This window comes from Chryseobacterium subflavum (genome assembly GCF_055762745.1).
On record NZ_JBVTMR010000003.1, the window covers coordinates 141,138 to 159,786 of the forward strand.

The following is an 18,649-nucleotide window of genomic DNA, read 5'->3' on the forward strand; positions in this document are numbered from 1 at the left end:
ATATTAGAGCTTAGATCCTATATGTCAGATAAAATCCATTGAATATCCAACATGTAAGGTCTAATCTCTTATTTATTAAACTTTCACTGCAACCTGCATTACCTGCAGGTCAAATTCTTTTGAAGCAACCAACAGATGGTCAAAAATATCTGCCTGGATTTGCTCAAAACGCTCCCATTTGGAGTCGTTGGCAAAGCAGTATATTTCCAAGGGCAGCCCATGCGGAGTAATATCCAGCTGACGAACCATCACCACTCCTTTTTGATCAATATCCGGGTCATTTTCTATATATTTCTGGGCGTAATACCTGAAGACTCCAATATTGGTCAGTTGTCGTCCGTTCACAATTTTATCATTATGAGCCAATGATTCTTTTTCCTTTCTGATTTCTATACTTTTTCCTTCCAGGTATTCGGAGATGAGATTGATATCCTTTAGACGAGTGATTTCTTCATCGTTTAAAAACTTAAAAGAATTGATATTAAAATAAATTGATTTTTTTATCCTTCTGGTATTCGATTCGGACATGATCTGAAGATTTTTGATCTCGGTAGTTAACAGATCGTAAGTAGGAATCGTAGAAACCGTTTTATCAAAATTGGTGATTTTGGTCGTTAACAGACTGATATCTGCTATATTACCTTCGATATTGTATTTGGGAATACCAATCCAGTCTCCCACTTTCATGTTTTTAGAAGTGGCAACATGAAGCCCTGTTACAAATCCTAAAATAGTATCTCTGAAAACAAGTACAAGTACAGCAGTGATAGCCCCCAAACTTCCCAAAATTGTTCCTCCTTTGATTCCGAAAATCACACAAATACCAACTACAGTAAGAATAAAAATTCCAAATATCTTGACCGATTCTGAAATAGCATTTAAAGCCATTATCTTATAAAAATCCTGTTTGATAACAAAATAATTCCTCAATGCTGTTAATGCCCTGAATAACATCCCGGCAATAACAAAAATGATCGCTACACTAACAATTAACCCCAATAATTCAAAACTTTTCGGATGTCTCCAAAAGACTGATTTAAGAGCATATTCAGCAAAATTCAATGCACCTAGATGAACTATTGAGTTTGTAATTCTTGACTGATAGATTGATTTTAGAACAGGATATTTTTCTTTATCAAAAAAGAATTTGAATATTGTATTGACAAGAATTTTAAAAATAAAATCTATTACATAGACAAATCCTGCCAAAAATAAAAATTTAAGGATAATCTGACAGGTAAGTACCAAGTCATTGGGCACATTTGCGCTTACAAAATAATGGATCTGATCACTTATATCCTGTAAAAAGTCTTTGGTGTCTTGTAACTCGTCTTTCATTATCGCAAATTTATGAAATTTAAGGATCATTTTAATTAAAACCTATCCATCAATTTTTATCCCAAAATGGATTTCATTTCCATTTTTAATAAAATTTTAAAATCATTATTTTAAAAAATTATTAATTTACTTAAAACATCAATAAATAGGTAAAAAATTAATTAAAAAACATTATTTAAAATAAATAATACTCAAAATTTATCATATTATATTATTTTATATTTAATTATTTATTAAATTTGGTTCAAACTAACCCCATAAAAATCAATCAGATATGAGAAAACACTACTTATTTATTTTATTGTGTGTATTCACACTGTTTATCAACTGCTCCGGAGGAGATGATTCTGCAACACCTTCCGAAAACGTTGGACCAACTGCTATAAAGACAGGAAAACTTACCGGTAAAGTGATGTCACAAAATGGCACTAAACCTATTGGAGGTGCTTCAGTTTTTACATTTGACGACCAGTATAAAATTTATTATACCACTTCAGATGCCAACGGTAACTTTACATTGGATGCTCCGGCTGGAAATCGGACTATCCATATTCAGACGGGTAATGGTAGTAATTTCCGTACGGAAATTTCCGCAACTGTAAAAGATCATGAAACCTTAAATCTCGATGTCAGCCAAACCAAGCTCAATCAGGTTGCAAAAATAGCTTATGTAAAGGGAACGTATGATAAAATTGAGGATATCATTCAGACTTTAGGCTATAATGCCACCGAAATTACTAATGCCGATCTTGCCAACTTAACTGCTATTGCACAATATGACATTATATTTCTCAACTGTGGTTCAAGAAATAATTACTCTTCAAATCCGGGACTTTATACTGTAATTGATGCTAATCTAGCCACTTTTGTTGCTAATGGCGGGAGTATCTATGCTTCGGATTGGGATGTTTCCTATCTGGTAGGTGGGACAAGCAATACGAGTAACTGTTCAATGACCGGAGGGTTTGTTCCTGATACCAAGTTATGTTCTAAAAACATCGGAAGCACAGGTACCCTGGATGCTACGGTAAACAATGCGGGACTTACAACGGCTTTAGGATTTAATACACTTAATATCAACTATGATTTAGGGGCATGGCAAAAAATAATTAATTACGACCCTACTTACTGGGAAGTGTTGGTTAAAGAAACCTCATCAAATGATGCCCTGATGATCAGAACCAATCATTTCACTGCAACAGGCATTCCTACCACTCCAATAGGAAACGCTCCCAATTCAACATTTGTAACGGTTTGTATTACTTTACCAGGCAACATTCAGATCAGTATTTCAGTTCCTCAGGTACTGGTTCCTTATTTGGTAGCGTTAGGGGCCACAGTAGGGCCTTGCTCGGGATCTTCAACCAGTGGGTATATTTATTATACCACTTTCCATAATCATGCTTCAGGAAACATTGGCAACGCAGGTGTAATTCTGCAATATGTAATCTTAAACTTATAGAAAATTCTCAACTTATATGAAAAGGTGGCTTTTTTAAGGCCACTTTTTTTATATTGCATTATATTTTTAAAGAATGGATACTACATTAATTAATACTCTTTGTCTTATTTTACTTGTCCTGGGTATACTGGGCACCTTTCTCCCGGTTCTGCCTGGACTGCTACTCAGCCTTTGCGGATTGTTGATTTACAAATTCGGTACAGATGCGGATCTACCGATGTTGTATATCTGGGTTTTCGGGATTCTTACCGCAGCTTCTGCTGTTCTAAATTATGTGATCCCGGCCAGAACCAATAAAAAATATGGCGGCACAAAATGGGGAAGCATCGGTTCAGTAGTCGGAACTATTGCAGGTATGTTTATTCCCATCCCTTTAGGATTTCTGATCGGTATGTTTGCAGGAGTATTTATTGGAGAACTTCTTCACGACAGTAAGGACATGGATAAAGCCCTGAAATCCACAAAAGGAGCCTTTATTGGATTCATATACGGTACGGGATTCGGTTTTGTGGTAGGTGTGGCAATGTTTTTGGTAGTAATATTGAATATGCTTGATTATATTTAAAAAAGAAATACCATGATATACAAAACCATTGTACTCAGTTTAGGAATGCTTGTGCTTACCAATTGTAATGCACAAAAGGGGTCTAAGCCATCCGCAGCAACTAACACAAAAGAAAAAACAATGAATAAGGAAGGAGACATTATTTACTTCAATGAGGGAGAAAACAGATTCCTCAAAGAATATCAGATGAATGTTACTTTTACCAATATTTCCGAAGACAGCCGTTGTCCGGAAGGCGTTAATTGCATTTGGGCAGGTGTCGCGGTGGCCAATGTACTGGTTATGGGGACTACAACGAGACCTGTAACGTTAACATTAGCCACAATGGATAATCCGGGAAGAAACTATGTACAATCTGCAGAATTTAATGGATATACCATCTCATTAAAAGATGTTACCCCCTATCCGACTGCACAAGAAGGAACAAAAGGACTTCCGGGAAAATACAAAATTGGAATTACCATCAAAAAAACAGGCGAAAAAACTACCACGAAATAGGTTTCTTCCCTTTTGAGATAAGATATTCATTAATTTTTGAGAAAGGCTTGCTTCCAAAAAACCCCCTGTATACGGAAAAAGGTGAAGGATGCGCCGATTTCAAAATAAAGTGCTTGGCCGGATCAATAAGTTCGGCTTTTTTTTGTGCAAAAGCTCCCCAAAGCACAAAGACTACATTTTCTTTTTTATCTGAAATCTCCTTAATGATAAAGTCTGTAAATTTTTCCCATCCCAAATCTTTATGGGAATTGGGAGAATGAGCACGTACTGTTAATGTTGCATTTAGCAACAGTACTCCCTGTTTTCCCCAATCATCCAGCTCTTTAGAAGTCCTTACTACTCCAAGGTCATCTTTCAATTCAATAAAAATGTTCTTTAGAGAAGGTGGAGCCGCCACCTGCTCTGAAACAGAAAAGCACAATCCGTTAGCCTGATAATCATTATGATAAGGGTCCTGGCCAATAATCACCACTTCAATATCATCAAAAGGTGTAATTTCCAGTGCCCTGAAAATTTGATTTTTCGGGGGAAATACTTTGGTGGTTGCATATTCTTGTTTTACCTTCTCCCAAAGGTTTTTAAAATATTCAGTACTTTTTATAGGTGCTAAAACTTCTGTCCAGGTCATTGTTTCAATTCAATAATTTGAAAATGGGTTAATTTATTGATTAAATGCCTATTGGCTAATTACTCCGCTACAGGTCAATTATTTCTTTAAGCTAAAAATAATTCCCTCAGGAAAATCTTCATCTTTTTTATCCTGTTCTAAAACAAAATTATATTTTAAAAGCAGGGTTTTTGAACTATTATTATCTTGATGGGTAGTAGCTATAATCTCCTGCAAATTTAATTCATTAAAACCAAAATGTAAAACAGCATCCAATGCTTCAGACATAATTCCCTGTCTGTGATAGTCCGGCAAGAGCTCATAGCCTACTTCTGCTATCTTTCTGTCTTCAGAAAAATTCCACAAACATATCGTTCCGATAAGGTTGGGTTGATCTTTATATGAAATACCCAGATATACAGTTTCGTTATTTTGGGTATTTCTTTTTATCGTTAAAATAAAATCCAGTGCATCATAATTCGTTTTTGGTGAATTACGCAAGATGTATCTGTTGATTTCTTCATTGCTACGGATCCTAAGAATGTCTTCAACATCGGTTTCTTCAATATTTCTTAAAATCAAACGATTGGTTTCTATTCTCATATTTCAAATGTACTAAAACATTCATTTAAAAAAGATCAGGACCATAAAATTTTCAAAATATCTCATTTTCAAATTATCATCTCATCAAATTCACAATTTCTCACTAAATTTGCATTGTGTATATAAATAAAGAAGATTTAGACGAATTAGAATTTCCGCAATTGCTCGCGGAAATTTCTCCTTTTGCGTATTCTCCGAAAACGAGAGAAAAAATTCTTCAACTTCGTCCTATGGAAATCGACGAAGCAGAGCTTTCTTTGAAAAAAACTTCGGAATATCTTTCAAGTTTTGAAAGTTCAAATGCTATCCCATTTGATGAATATGAAGATATTGAAGCGGAACTGAAATTAATGCTGATTGAGAACTATCGACTGGAAAACAGCGCATTCATCAAGATAAAAACACTCACGGAACAAATCGGAAAGCTACAAAAGTTCTTTCCCACCATGCCGGATACTTTTCCCAATCTTCTGGAAAATGTTTCAGTTCTTGAATTTAAAAAAGAGATCATTGATAAGGTTGATAAAGTCTTCAACCGTTTTGGAGAGGTAAAAAGCGAAGCTTCACCCGTTCTAAAAACATTACGGACAGAAATTCAGCATGCCAAAAAAGCAATTCAGGAAAATTTCAACCGGGCCTTGTTCAATTATGGGCAAAGTGATTTTCTGGATGACATCCGTGAGAGTATTATAGAGGACCAAAGAGTTTTAGCAGTAAAATCTGCGTATAAAAAAAGGGTTTCCGGAAGAGTCTTGGGACTTTCAAAAACCGGATCCATTACCTATATACAGCCGGACAGCGTAGTCAGCCACTATTTTAAATTGAAGGAAGCTGAAGAGGAGGAAAAGAAAGAAATTGATAAGATCCTGAGGAAACTTACAGCTGAATTAGCCGAATTTCAACCTCAGCTCTGGAGGTATCAAAAATACATTTTTGATCTTGATTTAACGAGGGCAAAAGCCAAATTTGCAGAATTAATCCATGGAGTACTGCCTAAAATCAACCGCCATAAAACCCTGAGATTAAGAGAAGCTTTTCATCCATTGTTATGGCTAAGGAATAAAGCAGAGAACAAAACGATCCACCCACAAACATTGAGTCTGACGGAACATAACAGGATCATCTGTATCTCCGGTCCCAATGCAGGGGGAAAATCAATAACCTTAAAAACGGTAGGATTACTACAGCTGATGATCCAAAGTGGAATCCTCGTTCCCACTCACCCGAAATCCGAAATGTTTTTCTTTGACAAAATCATGACTGATATTGGAGACAATCAGTCTATAGAAAACCATCTTTCGACATATTCTTCGAGATTAAAGAAAATGTCCGGAATCATCAGGGAATCAGACGCCAATACGCTCCTGTTAATTGATGAGTTTGGAACAGGTTCCGATCCGGAACTGGGAGGTGCCCTGGCAGAAAGTTTCCTTGAATTTTTCTACGACAAAAAAAGTTTCGCGATTATCACCACACACTATACCAATATCAAACTGGTGATAGAACAACTCCCTAATGCTGAAAATGCGGCGATGCTATTCAATGAAGAAACTCTGGAACCGATGTACAAACTGGAGGTAGGCCAGGCAGGAAGTTCCTTTACTTTTGAAGTTGCCGAAAAGAATAAAATTCCCAGATTCATTATCCATTCTGCAAAGAAAAAGGTAGAACACGATATTGTAAACCTTGATAAAACCATTGTTAAGCTACAGCAGGAAAAATTTGAAGTTGAAAAGCTTAAAACAGATCTGGCTGAAAGAAAGGAATCGGTAGAAGATAAACGGGATAACCTTCAAAAGCTGAATGAACAACTTCAGCAAAAATTATTCAATTTTCAAAAGCTGTATGAAGAAGAACATCGGAAGCTTCAGTTCGGGAACAAAATCGAATCTTTTATCGAAAGCTACGTTAAGGGAAAATCCAGGAAGGATGTGGTAAAAGATTTCGTGAAGATTTTAGAACAGGAAAAATTCAGAAAAATAGGTGCTGATAAAGATGAAACCAAACGTCTTCAGATTGTAAAAAGAAAGATCACCCAGCAGCTGAAAAAAGAAGAGGTTATTGAAAAAATCGCAGAAACCAACGAAAAAATAGAGGAAAAACGCAAAACCGATCGTGAGATCTGGATGAAAGTGGGACAACGGGTGCGTATTACAGGAAGTACCAGTGTCGGCACGATTGAAAAAATTTCAAGAAATAAAGTGATTGTCAATTATGGAACCTTTAAAACAACCATTGATGCCGATGAGCTTGAAAGAATTTAAAAATTGATTTAATAATAAATGAGAGTGCTTTTAGCACTCTCTTATTCTTTACTCTTTACTCTTTACTCTTCCTTCTTCCCAAAAAATTTCGCCTTACCGAATTTCTATCCTCCTCCAACCTAACAGAATAAATTCCTTTTGTAAAACTTTCTTTAGCAAATAAAGAAGATTTAGGAAGCTATAATTATGTTCCGAAATGCTTTTAATTTATATATTTGAAGTATCAAAAATTTTTCATGATGATTTCCGTAAACAAAGCATTCTATTTATCTGCCTTCAGTTTATTTTCATTAGCCTTCCTAAAAGGGCAGCAAAAAATTCCTTTTGGAGTTGTAAAAGCAGAAGAAGGCTATGCCAATGTACGGGTGGCAAAGGATAATTACAGAAAAATTGTAGACAAAATCAGAATGCGTAAAGGGGATGTTTTTCTTTATGTAAAACCGGCTCCCGGAGAAACAGAATGGCTATGGATCAAATATCCCGATAAGCAGGATACTGAAAAGCCTTTTGTGAGATATGAAAATCTTGATAAGGAAGGTATGGTGAATAAAGACCGTGTAGCCTTTATTGATCAGTTGCCTCAATACACACCTTCCAAATCCAAAAACGGAAGATCCCTCATTTTCACAGATAATAACAACCCCAAAATACCTACCGCTCAAAGGAGTAAAGTAATCATCGATATTTATCCTTCTAATGCCAGCTACCGTAAACAGGAAAAAGATACGGATGGAACGATATTAACCATTGATAAAGTTAAACCCTGGGGAATAAGCAAAGAACTTCCGGAAGGGATGACCGAAATCAAATCGATCCGGGTACAGCAGGTGGGGCGTGGCTCTGTCTTTGTGAGAGAAGCCATCAAAAATATGTTCCAGCCTACTATGGATTTCAATAACATCAGTGTAGCTGCTATTGATAATGATAATATTTTCCTTTATATGGTGAACGGATCAGGTGAAAACAGGTATACCACACTCTGGACAATCAAACAGGGCCGGGTGGCTCATCAGATTATTTTTAAAAATCCGGAATAATTCACCTTACTTCTCTGTATTATCCTTATTTTTGCACCTGAAAAAGTCTTACCACTTATTCATCACAGGAATGGGTTCTGCCTAACGCAGATTAAAAGGGAATCGTGTGAAAATCACGAGCTGTCGCGCAACTGTAAGTAACAAAAGTCTTTATGTAGGATCCACTGTGCCATGCATGGGAAGGGATTAAAGATGTTACAAGTCAGGAGACCTGCCTTTTCTTTGAACAAGAAACTTTCGCGGCCTGAAGTTTATTGATCTGATGGATGTTTTCAGGAATATACTAATTCCTAGATTATTCTGTTTATTTCAATAATTTCATCCCGCTTTAATTTAATAATGAAATATGACTACAGAAGAAAGAATTCAAGCATCTGAAACCAGAATCTTTAAAGCGGTTTTCCCCAACACAACCAATCATTACGATACCCTTTTTGGTGGTACAGCGATGCAATTGATGGATGAAGTGGCATTTATTACCGCTACCCGCTTTGCAAGAAAACGAGTGGTAACTGTAAGCAGCGACAAAATTGATTTTAAAAAGCCTATTCCTGCAGGAACTATTGTAGAATTGATAGGAACAGTTTCCCATGTCGGGACTACCAGTATGAAGGTAAACGTAGAAATTTATACAGAACAGATGTATTCGTATGAAAGAGAAAGAGCTATTGTTGGAGATTTCACTTTCGTAGCTATAGACGAATTTAAAAAGCCTGTACAGATACTATAATCAGAAAAAAACGCAAGCCTTCGGCTTGCGTTTTATTTATCTTAAAACTTTTTCTGTTTCTAAACTTTTACTAAGTAAAAACTGGAATGCTTCTCCCATTTCATCAGAAGCCCGGCTGATGGCATTTTCCAGCATATTCCTGATCTGGCTTTCTGTTACCTTAGCTTCTGTCCAGCTTTTTCCTGAAGTATGCGAATTCAGGATAAACGGCATGATCCTGTCTATTGCACAGGCAAAAATAGCATCAGGGGTCTGTTCTTCTTCAAATTCCAGCCACAAATTAAAGAATTCCGAACGCAAAGGTTCATCAAGAATCCCGAAAATTTTCTGGGCAGACAATTTTTCTCTTTCAAATTTGCCCACCATGGCTTTTTCGTCAAATAAAAATGTATCTCCAGCTTCTATTTCTACCAGATCGTGGATAGAAAGCATCCGTATCACCCTTAACAGATCGATATCAGCCCTGTTTTTAGCATAGGGGAAAAGTACCTGTGCTAAAATAATGATCTGCCATGAGTGTTCAGCAGTATTTTCTCTTCTTGAATCATCGGCATTATAATTCCTTCTCTGTACATTTTTTAATGCATCTACAGCAAGAATAAAATCAATTTCCTTTTGTATTTTCATGTTTCCTATTCTTTATAATATTCTTTGATTGGATATCTCTTTGTTTTTATGATCCATTTATTTTTAATCTTTTCGCGTCGGGTTACTTTTACAGATTCATCATTCATGGCATCTTCTTCCAGTTCAAAGACCTTATCAAGTCCTTTTCCGGGCAGCACTCTGTATTCTGTGGTTAAATGCCAGCAACAACCGGATTTAGAAAATGTTATGAGTCTTTTCCTTTTTGGATCTGTCTGAAACATTCCCAGATTTTCGCGGGCAAGATCAGTTAATTCCTCACTGATCACGAATTGCTTTCTTGTCGTATTATAGACATATACGTCATAGGAAGGACCACCATAGCTGCTTTCATTACCATTTCGGATAGCAATATCTTCAAAACCGTCAAAGTTAAAATCTTTAAATATCAGCGGGCTCTGTTCATCATAAAGCTGAATAACATTAACACTAGGTTGTTGATCCTTACCAAGGTAAAAATAAAGATCATCAGAAGTGAACTCCTGTAAAGTCCGCGAGGTCCTTTTATCTTTCAGTATAATTGTACCATTTCCACTACATTTATCAGCATCACAATCCTGAACAGTGATATCCGCATTATACAATAAGGATCCATCTTTAATTTCAAAATGCTGCTGACCGGAGCAAAAAGATCCTAAAATAATAAAGATGATCAAGATTACAGAACTATTCAAAATTAACTTTTTTGCTCAGTATACAGATGACTGAAAATTTCCATAACAAAAATAAGAATAGCGTTAAGAATGACCATCATTTATCTTCTATTTTAATTGATTTTAGTTTTCTTAAAAAAATAGATAAAATTTATTTAATTGAAAATCAGTTAATTAAATAAAAGTAAATAAAAATTCCACTACTTTGTATTGCATAATACCATTTTAATTACATATCTTTGTAATGTAAAATAAGAATAGGTTCAACTAGCTAGGAACCGGATTCTAAATATAACTAATTAAAACCTTATTAAGATGAATACTGAAAATACCAAAGCGCAAATGCGAAAAGGGATTCTGGAATTCTGTATTTTAAGTCTTATCAATCATCGTGAAATGTATGTTTCCGACCTTATAGATGAACTAAAAAAAGGAAAACTGGATGTAGTAGAAGGCACACTCTACCCTCTTTTAACAAGATTAAAAAATGGTGAGTTTCTCTCTTACAGATGGGAAGAATCAACAGGAGGCCCACCGAGAAAATACTACCAGATTACAGAAAAAGGAAAGTTGTTTTTAGGTGAACTTCTCAATACCTGGAACGAATTAACAGATTCAGTAAACCAAATCACTCAAAAAAATTAAAAAACAAAGCTATGAACAAGACACTCTCAATAGGACTCGCAGGTTTTTCTTTTACAATAGAGGAACACGCATACATAAAGCTAAGCGATTACCTTAATGCACTAAGAAGCTCTCTGGATGCTTCAGAAGCAGATGAGGTAATGCATGACATAGAAATAAGAATGGTTGAAATCTTCAGAGATTCATTAGGAAAAAGAGAAGTTATCAACGATACTGATGTAGAAGGAGTAATTGCACAAATCGGAACACCGGAAAAAATCGAAGAACAGGAAGAAGCATATTATTCAGAGAAAAACTCTAAAAGAACAAGCCACTCAGGCGCAGAATATTCAGACAAAAGACAATTATTCCGTGATCCTGAAAGACAAAAGATCGCCGGTGTGTGTGCAGGTCTGGCCCATTATGTAGGAATGGATATTACTGCCATGAGAGCAATCTGGCTTGGAGTATTTATCCTGGGAATATTTACAGCTGCTATATCCTCTTCACTTATTGCATTACTTTATATTATTCTGTGGATCGTACTTCCCAAAGCAGAAACTGCTGCAGATTTTTTGAAAATGAAGGGAAAGCCTATGAACTTCGACAATCTTAAAAATGAATCGAATAAGCTGGTACAATTTGCCAACGAATCTACTCAGAGAGTCGGAGAAATATACATCGAAAACAAACCTTACATTAATAATGCAGGAAGCGGGATATGGAACGTAGTGAGATATGTTCTTGGAGGAATCTTCGCACTGATCTCTTTTTCTTGTCTGATCGGAGTATTTGTAGTCTTCGGATTTATGGGAACTAATGATTTCCCTCCTATTAACGAAATGAATTTCTATTTCGACAATGACGGAATGAAGTATACCATTATGGCCATGATCATTTTAGGAAGTTTAATTCCTGCCCTGTTATTTGCCTTATTAAGTATCAAATTAATTTCGCCTAAAACAAAATTAAGAAATACGGGTTGGGTTTTGGGAGCATTATTCCTTGGATTGATCGCATTATCTACTTATTTTGGAGTGAGTATGGCAAGAAAAGACATGTTTCTAAAAGGCCACAAAGAAGACACCGAAGAGGTATCTATCAATACAACATCAGATAGTGTTTATGTAGACCTTAAACAAATTGTTATTCCACAAAACTTCCTTGGATATGACGATGACCTTTACTCAGATAAAGTAAACGTTTTCAAAAAGAACTGGATCCATGTTGACGTAACAAGAAAAGCCGATATAAAAACCCCTTACTTAATCATTAAAAAAGAAGCAAGAGGATATAATATCCCGTTAAACGTAAGTGTTCCTGTAGAAGTTGTAAATAACAAGGTGATACTTCCTAATTACATCAAATATCCATATGAACATCGTTTCAGAGATTACAGTATAGAATATGAGCTTGTAGTTCCACAGAATGTAGTGGTACTTCCAATCAAAAAAGACGGAATTAATTTCGACGGGGACCTGAACGGTGACGGAATAGATGACGATGATGAAAATTCTGATGATGATCAGGCAAATATCAGAATCGAGAAAAATAAGATCTCCGTTAATGGTTCTACTATAGAGTACAACTCCAATGATAAGGATAGCATCATTATCAACGGAAAAAAAGTTCCAAACTCTAAAGCAGAAAAGATAATGGATTCCGTAAAGTCTGACATCAAGAAAAAAGGTAAAGTAGACATCCAGATCAAGGATGGAAAAGACGAAATTTCCATAAAAACCAAATAATAAACTGCAGAGAGTGGCAGAAGGTGTGAATGGAAGACAACAGTTTGAAATTCACACTCTTCTTCTCTCAAAAGTGACAAAAAATATTATTTATTAGTTCTTTATGTTAAAAAATTGTCATACCTTCGTATAGTTATTTAATTCATAACCAAATCAATTAAAAAAACCTCAACCATGGTACAAGTAGCATTAGAAATTATAATGAAAATCGTAGATTTAATCAGCGGTTTATTTTAAGAGCGATAATATTTCAATATATTTGTAAAGTATAACCTTTTGGTTATACTTTTTCTGTTTTAATACGAAATCTATGAAAAAACTAATCGGCAAAATAATGTTGAAACTGATGGGTTGGAAAGTCGTGCTTCAGGGCGACGTCAACAGCCTTAACAGGTGTATTCTTGTAGTAGCACCTCATACCCATAACATGGAATACATTTTAGGGAATTTTGCTTATTGGTCTTTGGAAAAGCCATTGAAGATAATCATTAAAGATGCTCATACCAAAGGATGGTATGGCGGAATCGTGAAAGGTCTGGGAGGAATTGGTATCGACAGAAGTCAGAAAAATGATCTTGTTAATTTTGTTGCCAAGCAATTTGCAAAGGAAGATTTCAGTTTGGTTATTACTCCCGAGGGAACCAGAAGTTGGGTTCCGAAATGGAGAAAAGGTTTTTACCATATGGCTTTAGCTGCAAAAGTTCCTATTGTTCTGGCTGCCGGGGATTTTAAAAGGAAGATTATTTATCTCGGATATACGATCCCTTATGAAAGAATTGCTTCGGCTCCTTTTTCAGAAATTATGGATGAGATCCAGAATTATTATATAAAAAATGATATTGTCCCGAAAGTTCCTGCCAACTGGAATCCCAATATCATGGGAACAGAAAATGGAGCACAATCATAAAATAATTACCGCTATATGAAAGATATGACCAAAGAGGAGTTATTGAACTTTCTTAACAACTGGGGTGAAGAAACCTTAGCAAAAGCACTTGAAATAAAATTTATCGATATTGATCAGGAAAACGAAGTCCTTACGGCAACAATGCCGGTTTTACCCAGAGTACATCAGCCATTTGGAATTCTCCACGGCGGAGCAAGTTGTGTATTAGCGGAAACGTTGGGTTCAAGCCTGTCCAATATTTTTATCGATGGTGAGAAATACTATGGTGTCGGTACCAACATCAACTCCAACCACTTAAGAAGCAAAAAAGATGGAATTATTACCGGCACGGCACGTTTCATAAGAAAAGGAAAAACAATGCATGTTTCTGAAATTGAGATCCGTGACGAAAAAGGACAACTCATCAACCACACCACAATGACCAATAACATCATCAACCGGTAATTTCATTACTAATAAAAATACAAAGGCTCAAGTATATTTGAGTCTTTTTTATGATATAGCGCAAGAATTTCAAAAAACAATCCAATTGATTTTGACGTTTCTAAGACTAACAATACCTTTGCATAACGGAAAAGCAGCTTAACATTTTTATTTTTCCTAGGCATTTTTCTAAAAGCAGCAGACTCATGATTTACTTCAAATTTCCTTTCAACGAAAAGCTATATACCACCAATAAAGAATCTTTAAAGAATTCAGTAACCGTTTATCCATTTCATAACTCAGGCCATCTCCGTTTCAAAGGTGATATCATCGAAGTCAAAGCAGAAGATTTTCATAATCGTACAATCACAGAATTTTCTTTACCCCGCGATCCCGATGGTTATACCGGCGAAACTAAAGATGAGTATCTGGATAAACTGGACAAAGTCATTAAAGTAATCAGAGAAAACAATCTCCCAAAAATTGTTCTTTCGAGAAGAAAAATTATTAAAAACTTTTCTGAAATCAATGTAAAAGAAAGTTTTAAAAATCTATGCAATGCTTATCCCAATGCTTTCAGATATGTTTTTGTGAATGGAGATAATTCCTGGATGGGAGCTTTTTCAGAGGTATTAGGAAAGTTTGATAAAACTACCCATACTTTTGAAACGATGAGTCTGGCAGGCACACTACCGGTGTCTGAAACCTGGTCCGAAAAAGAAATTGAGGAACAAAAACCGGTTTCAAACTATATTCAGGATATTTTTGAGAAGTATGCCATATTGGGTCATATAGAAAGATCTGCAACATATGATCATATTTCAGGAAATATTAAACATCTCAGAACAGATTTTAAAGCAAAGATCAAACCTGAAGATGTAGACCATATCATTAAAGAGCTGCATCCTACTCCTGCCGTTTGTGGAATCCCTAAAGACTTCTGCAGGGAAAAGATCGAAGAATATGAAAAATTCCCCCGTGAATTTTATGCCGGGTATATCAAAATCGAGACTGAAGAAACCATACAGTATTTTGTGAATTTAAGATGTGCAAAACTTTATAGTAACTCAGTGCATTTATTTGTAGGGGGTGGAATTACGGCACAAAGCAATCCTGAAAAAGAATGGCAGGAAACAGAATTAAAATCTGAAGCTGTTTTAAAAAATCTGATGATTTCTTAAATCCGAACCTTCACACAAATAAGAATATGGCGCTCTTTGTTGTTGCTTATAACAAGAACAACAGTTCGTATAAAACCAAGACGAAAGCCACCCTATCCTGAAGGCTACTACCAGATACTTTTCTTTAGGACCTACCCATAAATCCTATGTTGATCAAGGGTTAAAAACGAATACATTAAGTAATCGCTTACTAAGAGATCAAAAGTTTTTGAAAATTAAATAAATTATTGTGTAATTGCTAGGTTAAATTAAAAACTAATATTCAATTATATGATTTATTGGAAATTTTCCTAATAAAACATCTACAAACAACAATATAAACATTTGATAATCAACAAATAAAATACGATTCATTTATTTTTTTGTAATTTTGCATAAAACAAATGAATGAAAAAATCTATCTATTATCATAGGAGGAAGATCCCTGATGCTCTTATTTCATTAATATCCTTCCTCACTTTCGCAAATTTTACTGAAATTCAAAAAATGTAGTTCAAACTATATCCATAACTGATTGAACTAACATATGTACTTAAGATAAGGCTTTGCTATTATCCTGAGATCTGATGTGACTAATAAAACAAAAAAACAAAATGATGTTAAAAAGAAGTAATAAAATTACAAAAGCTATTGTATTTCTAATGATCGTATTATTAGCTGGTTATGCAATACAGTATTCACCTTTAATTTTAAAGCCCATATTTACTTTAGTAAATCAGGAAAAATAGGCTTCAGCACAATCCATAAAATATAGGAAATAAAAAACCACTTTCGAATTTTATTGAAAGTGGTTTTTATATTTATTTAAAAAAGATTATTTCTTTACTCCTATCTTACTCCAGGTATTCAATACGAAAAGTAAAATGAGACCGATCACCGCGGAAGCAATTGAAAAAACAAACTTTAGGTTATCTTCAGATAAAACTTCTGACTGCCAGTCCAACGCGTAAAGATTAATTGCGATGAAAACGATAAATAGTATTAAAAATACTTTATAAAACTTCTGCATAATTCTTAAAAATTAAAATAGTTTTGCACCAATTGGGCAAAGTTAGCGGTAAATAATTTAATTGAAATAGCTAAAAGGATAATACCGAAAACTTTCTGTAGAACAGCTAATGTAGCTTCTCCCATTTTCTTCTCCAGCCACTTAGCTGATTTCAGCACCAAATATACGAAAATTGTATTGAGAATTATTCCACAGATAATATTAATATCATGAAATTCAGCTCTCAAGGATAAAGTCGTCGTTAATGTTCCTGCTCCTGCAACAAGAGGAAAAGCGATAGGAACAATAGATGCTGACTTGGCCTCCGTTGTTTTATTGATTTCAATTCCCAAGATCATTTCTATAGCAATAATGAAAATGACAAATGCCCCGGCAATGGCAAAGGAATTAACATCCACTCCAATGAATTTCAGGATTTTATTTCCTACAAATAAAAAAACCATCATGATAATCCCTGCTGTAATTGATGCCCTTCCCGCTTCAATCTGTCCGAATTTCTGTTGAAGACTTACAACAATAGGAACCGACCCGATAATATCAATAACAGCAAAAAGAACCATAAAACAGGTTAGAACTTCTTTCAAAGAAAACTGATCAAAAATTTCCATCTTTCGTATTTAATAATTTCGCAAAAATATGAAAAATAAATAACTATTTGCTAATCTTTGAATACAAATTAACAATAGCGATCAACAGCTCATCCATTCCTTCTGATGATTTCACAGGAGAGAACTTTTCTATCTGGATCTTTTGTGATAAAGTTCTGTATTCTTCAGCAACAGCCACCCCTTTATAGCTTTCAAGGAAACTCACAAAATCTTTTGAAGAGCCCTGGAAACACTCTTTCCTTACTTCTGCATCCAGTTCATCAACCGTCTGAAAGAATTTCTGGTAATCCTCACTGTCTTTAAGATTTTCCAGATAACTGAAATAATCATTAACATCAGTTTTAAGCCTTTGTCGTATCTCCTTTTCTGTTTCCGCTACAGATCCCAGAGGTTTTACAGCTACAGTTTCTTTAATCAATTTACGCTTTTTTTGCCAAGTCTTGAATAACAGATATAGAACAAACAAAGTAAGAAGAATAGCAATGTTCGTTAAAAGAATATTCCAGTGAAACTTATTCTTTTCTTTAACTTTAAACGTTGTCGTCTTAAGAACTGGTGTATTTACCGTTTCTAAAAGACTGTTTGTGTACTCATTTACTCTTTCAACCGTAGATCGGGCTTCCATGATCTGGTCATGGGAGAAAGCGTTTACCGATAATGTTTCCTGTCCCAGGTCTACATATTCTTTACTTGTCGGATTAAAGAATGCAAACTGTTCCGTTTTAATTGAGATGGGTCCTGCTTTCTTAGGAATAACAACATAATTTGCCAGAATTTCACCTTTAATCCCTGCTAATCCGGGAACTACCTTAGTTGTAATCTTAGGCTTAAAAACTTCATAGTCCGGAGATTCCGCAATCGTAGGTAAACTCATATCCGTTAAATTCCCTTCTCCTGAAACCTTTATGATCACATTCAACGGTTTTTTAACTTCAACTTTTTCTTTAGTCGCATTAAAAACACTCACGTTAAAGTTTCCTACTGCATTTTTAAAGCATTCCGGTGAGCCTTCAGGCAATCTTTTTACATTAAGTTTTACTTTATTGGAAAGTATTTTATTTTTATTGGCATAGCTGCTTAATGAGGCTGAAACAGAAGGAACTTCCACATATCCTGCTTCATTAGGGAATATCATAAACATGGCTAAAACCTGTGAAGCCATATTTCCATAGTCAGAAGGATCAATTTCAGATCTGTTGAAATTAATTGCGTGAACATTGATGTTTCCCTGGTTGGGAAGACGAATATTTTTTACCCTTCTGAAATTATCAATATTTCTGGAATAAACCTTTAATACAGCAATGGTGGGCTGATCCTGATATACTTCCCTGTCTTCAATTTCCATATTAAGATATACATCATTTGAAGCGCTGGCTACGGACTTTTTCTCCACATCCCTTACAAAAATATCGAACGGTTCGGTTTTATAGATTTTATTGTTGATGGTAACCAGTACGGAACCGATTTTTACTTTCCCTTTTTGTTTAGGCTCCAAAGCTACCCGGGTCACGTATTGTGTAATAACCGTATTGGTTTCGGGATCCATATAGCCACTGCTAACAGATCCGCTCCCAACCATATTGAATTTGGATAAGTCGGGTAAACGCAGTGGAGTCTGCTGGTTATATTCACTCCCGTTCAATTCAAGAACGATGGTGAGATTTACAATATCCTTGCTGCTATAATCCGTTTTATCAGGAGTTACGGAAATATTAACCTGTCCGTAAGAAATTACGGAAGTCAATAG

19 protein-coding genes and 1 riboswitch are annotated in these 18,649 nt (G+C 35.2%); of the genes, 11 read left to right on the plus strand and 8 right to left on the minus strand.

Annotated elements, in window-relative coordinates; translation table 11 throughout:
• Nucleotides 1–75 precede the first annotated feature (75 nt).
• Nucleotides 76–1,338 (minus strand): mechanosensitive ion channel family protein, encoded by a 1,263-nt coding sequence (locus AC0INN_RS14170; protein WP_273648632.1) that lies wholly within the window; start codon nucleotides 1,336–1,338, stop codon nucleotides 76–78.
• Nucleotides 1,339–1,612: 274 nt separating this feature from the next.
• Here AC0INN_RS14170 and AC0INN_RS14175 point away from each other — a divergent pair, with 274 nt between their 5' ends.
• The 3 genes from AC0INN_RS14175 (at nucleotide 1,613) to AC0INN_RS14185 (ending at nucleotide 3,863) form a co-directional block, all read left to right on the plus strand.
• Nucleotides 1,613–2,800 (plus strand): carboxypeptidase-like regulatory domain-containing protein, encoded by a 1,188-nt coding sequence (locus tag AC0INN_RS14175; protein ID WP_273648633.1) that lies wholly within the window; start codon nucleotides 1,613–1,615, stop codon nucleotides 2,798–2,800.
• 73 nt (nucleotides 2,801–2,873) lie between these two features.
• Nucleotides 2,874–3,365: a DUF456 domain-containing protein gene (locus AC0INN_RS14180; RefSeq protein ID WP_273648634.1), complete on the plus strand. Its 492-nt coding sequence runs from the start codon at nucleotides 2,874–2,876 to the stop codon at nucleotides 3,363–3,365.
• A gap of 12 nt (nucleotides 3,366–3,377) precedes the next feature.
• Nucleotides 3,378–3,863: a hypothetical protein gene (locus AC0INN_RS14185; protein WP_172279511.1), complete on the plus strand. Its 486-nt coding sequence runs from the start codon at nucleotides 3,378–3,380 to the stop codon at nucleotides 3,861–3,863.
• On the opposite strand, the gene AC0INN_RS14190 is transcribed toward AC0INN_RS14185, so the two are convergent.
• The gene (locus AC0INN_RS14190) at nucleotides 3,850–4,491 is read right to left on the minus strand and encodes a uracil-DNA glycosylase (protein ID WP_172279513.1); all 642 of its coding nucleotides are present in this window, start codon (nucleotides 4,489–4,491) and stop codon (nucleotides 3,850–3,852) included. The genes AC0INN_RS14185 and AC0INN_RS14190 overlap by 14 nt on opposite strands.
• A gap of 78 nt (nucleotides 4,492–4,569) precedes the next feature.
• Nucleotides 4,570–5,073, minus strand: coding sequence for a GNAT family N-acetyltransferase (locus AC0INN_RS14195; protein WP_273648635.1), 504 nt, complete (start codon nucleotides 5,071–5,073; stop codon nucleotides 4,570–4,572).
• 116 nt (nucleotides 5,074–5,189) lie between these two features.
• Here AC0INN_RS14195 and AC0INN_RS14200 point away from each other — a divergent pair, with 116 nt between their 5' ends.
• The 3 genes from AC0INN_RS14200 to AC0INN_RS14210 all read left to right on the plus strand — a co-directional run bounded on the left by AC0INN_RS14200 (nucleotide 5,190) and on the right by AC0INN_RS14210 (nucleotide 9,104).
• On the plus strand, nucleotides 5,190–7,337 hold the full coding sequence (locus tag AC0INN_RS14200; protein WP_273648637.1) for an endonuclease MutS2: 2,148 nt from the start codon (nucleotides 5,190–5,192) through the stop codon (nucleotides 7,335–7,337).
• A gap of 236 nt (nucleotides 7,338–7,573) precedes the next feature.
• Complete coding sequence (locus AC0INN_RS14205) at nucleotides 7,574–8,374, plus strand: hypothetical protein (RefSeq protein WP_273648638.1); 801 nt, start codon at nucleotides 7,574–7,576, stop codon at nucleotides 8,372–8,374.
• 55 nt (nucleotides 8,375–8,429) lie between these two features.
• A riboswitch (cobalamin riboswitch) is annotated at nucleotides 8,430–8,607 on the plus strand.
• A 113-nt stretch (nucleotides 8,608–8,720) separates the two neighbouring features.
• Entirely contained in the window at nucleotides 8,721–9,104 is a 384-nt protein-coding gene (locus AC0INN_RS14210) for an acyl-CoA thioesterase (RefSeq protein ID WP_089027276.1), read from the plus strand.
• Nucleotides 9,105–9,140: 36 nt separating this feature from the next.
• Here the strand turns inward: AC0INN_RS14210 and AC0INN_RS14215 are convergent, their stop codons facing one another.
• Complete coding sequence (locus AC0INN_RS14215) at nucleotides 9,141–9,731, minus strand: HD domain-containing protein (RefSeq protein ID WP_273648639.1); 591 nt, start codon at nucleotides 9,729–9,731, stop codon at nucleotides 9,141–9,143.
• A gap of 5 nt (nucleotides 9,732–9,736) precedes the next feature.
• The gene (locus tag AC0INN_RS14220; RefSeq protein ID WP_306613774.1) at nucleotides 9,737–10,423 is read right to left on the minus strand and encodes an FG-GAP repeat protein; all 687 of its coding nucleotides are present in this window, start codon (nucleotides 10,421–10,423) and stop codon (nucleotides 9,737–9,739) included.
• A gap of 294 nt (nucleotides 10,424–10,717) precedes the next feature.
• Here AC0INN_RS14220 and AC0INN_RS14225 point away from each other — a divergent pair, with 294 nt between their 5' ends.
• The 5 genes from AC0INN_RS14225 to AC0INN_RS14245 all read left to right on the plus strand — a co-directional run bounded on the left by AC0INN_RS14225 (nucleotide 10,718) and on the right by AC0INN_RS14245 (nucleotide 15,285).
• Nucleotides 10,718–11,047, plus strand: a complete 330-nt coding sequence (locus AC0INN_RS14225; RefSeq protein ID WP_089027279.1) for a PadR family transcriptional regulator — start codon at nucleotides 10,718–10,720, stop codon at nucleotides 11,045–11,047.
• Between the two features lie 11 nt (nucleotides 11,048–11,058).
• Complete coding sequence (locus tag AC0INN_RS14230; RefSeq protein WP_273648644.1) at nucleotides 11,059–12,774, plus strand: PspC domain-containing protein; 1,716 nt, start codon at nucleotides 11,059–11,061, stop codon at nucleotides 12,772–12,774.
• A gap of 310 nt (nucleotides 12,775–13,084) precedes the next feature.
• Nucleotides 13,085–13,681: a 1-acyl-sn-glycerol-3-phosphate acyltransferase gene (locus AC0INN_RS14235; RefSeq protein WP_306613777.1), complete on the plus strand. Its 597-nt coding sequence runs from the start codon at nucleotides 13,085–13,087 to the stop codon at nucleotides 13,679–13,681.
• 15 nt (nucleotides 13,682–13,696) lie between these two features.
• A complete protein-coding gene (locus tag AC0INN_RS14240; RefSeq protein ID WP_172279531.1) occupies nucleotides 13,697–14,125 on the plus strand; it encodes a PaaI family thioesterase in 429 nt (142 codons plus the stop codon).
• 185 nt (nucleotides 14,126–14,310) lie between these two features.
• Nucleotides 14,311–15,285: a chorismate-binding protein gene (locus AC0INN_RS14245; RefSeq protein WP_306613779.1), complete on the plus strand. Its 975-nt coding sequence runs from the start codon at nucleotides 14,311–14,313 to the stop codon at nucleotides 15,283–15,285.
• Nucleotides 15,286–16,099: 814 nt separating this feature from the next.
• On the opposite strand, the gene AC0INN_RS14250 is transcribed toward AC0INN_RS14245, so the two are convergent.
• From AC0INN_RS14250 to AC0INN_RS14260, 3 genes are read right to left on the minus strand one after another with little or no spacing between them, the layout of a single operon-like run.
• Entirely contained in the window at nucleotides 16,100–16,294 is a 195-nt protein-coding gene (locus tag AC0INN_RS14250) for a hypothetical protein (protein WP_172279535.1), read from the minus strand.
• 5 nt (nucleotides 16,295–16,299) lie between these two features.
• On the minus strand, nucleotides 16,300–16,902 hold the full coding sequence (locus AC0INN_RS14255; protein WP_172279537.1) for a MarC family protein: 603 nt from the start codon (nucleotides 16,900–16,902) through the stop codon (nucleotides 16,300–16,302).
• Between the two features lie 43 nt (nucleotides 16,903–16,945).
• On the minus strand, nucleotides 16,946–18,646 hold the full coding sequence (locus tag AC0INN_RS14260; RefSeq protein ID WP_306613782.1) for a BatD family protein: 1,701 nt from the start codon (nucleotides 18,644–18,646) through the stop codon (nucleotides 16,946–16,948).
• Nucleotides 18,647–18,649 lie beyond the last annotated feature (3 nt).

Excerpts from the sequence above, each read along its gene's own strand:
- AC0INN_RS14255 (WP_172279537.1), bottom strand. The coding sequence starts at position 16,902 with ATGGAAATTTTTGATCAGTTTTCTTTGAAAGAAGTTCTAACCTGTTTT.
- AC0INN_RS14230 (WP_273648644.1), top strand. The coding sequence starts at position 11,059 with ATGAACAAGACACTCTCAATAGGACTCGCAGGTTTTTCTTTTACAATA.
- AC0INN_RS14235 (WP_306613777.1), top strand. The coding sequence starts at position 13,085 with ATGAAAAAACTAATCGGCAAAATAATGTTGAAACTGATGGGTTGGAAA.
- AC0INN_RS14185 (WP_172279511.1), top strand. The coding sequence starts at position 3,378 with ATGATATACAAAACCATTGTACTCAGTTTAGGAATGCTTGTGCTTACC.
- AC0INN_RS14245 (WP_306613779.1), top strand. The coding sequence starts at position 14,311 with ATGATTTACTTCAAATTTCCTTTCAACGAAAAGCTATATACCACCAAT.
- AC0INN_RS14225 (WP_089027279.1), top strand. The coding sequence starts at position 10,718 with ATGAATACTGAAAATACCAAAGCGCAAATGCGAAAAGGGATTCTGGAA.
- AC0INN_RS14170 (WP_273648632.1), bottom strand. The coding sequence starts at position 1,338 with ATGAAAGACGAGTTACAAGACACCAAAGACTTTTTACAGGATATAAGT.
- AC0INN_RS14195 (WP_273648635.1), bottom strand. The coding sequence starts at position 5,073 with ATGAGAATAGAAACCAATCGTTTGATTTTAAGAAATATTGAAGAAACC.
- AC0INN_RS14210 (WP_089027276.1), top strand. The coding sequence starts at position 8,721 with ATGACTACAGAAGAAAGAATTCAAGCATCTGAAACCAGAATCTTTAAA.
- AC0INN_RS14180 (WP_273648634.1), top strand. The coding sequence starts at position 2,874 with ATGGATACTACATTAATTAATACTCTTTGTCTTATTTTACTTGTCCTG.
- AC0INN_RS14175 (WP_273648633.1), top strand. The coding sequence starts at position 1,613 with ATGAGAAAACACTACTTATTTATTTTATTGTGTGTATTCACACTGTTT.
- AC0INN_RS14190 (WP_172279513.1), bottom strand. The coding sequence starts at position 4,491 with ATGACCTGGACAGAAGTTTTAGCACCTATAAAAAGTACTGAATATTTT.
- AC0INN_RS14240 (WP_172279531.1), top strand. The coding sequence starts at position 13,697 with ATGAAAGATATGACCAAAGAGGAGTTATTGAACTTTCTTAACAACTGG.
- AC0INN_RS14215 (WP_273648639.1), bottom strand. The coding sequence starts at position 9,731 with ATGAAAATACAAAAGGAAATTGATTTTATTCTTGCTGTAGATGCATTA.
- AC0INN_RS14205 (WP_273648638.1), top strand. The coding sequence starts at position 7,574 with ATGATGATTTCCGTAAACAAAGCATTCTATTTATCTGCCTTCAGTTTA.
- AC0INN_RS14250 (WP_172279535.1), bottom strand. The coding sequence starts at position 16,294 with ATGCAGAAGTTTTATAAAGTATTTTTAATACTATTTATCGTTTTCATC.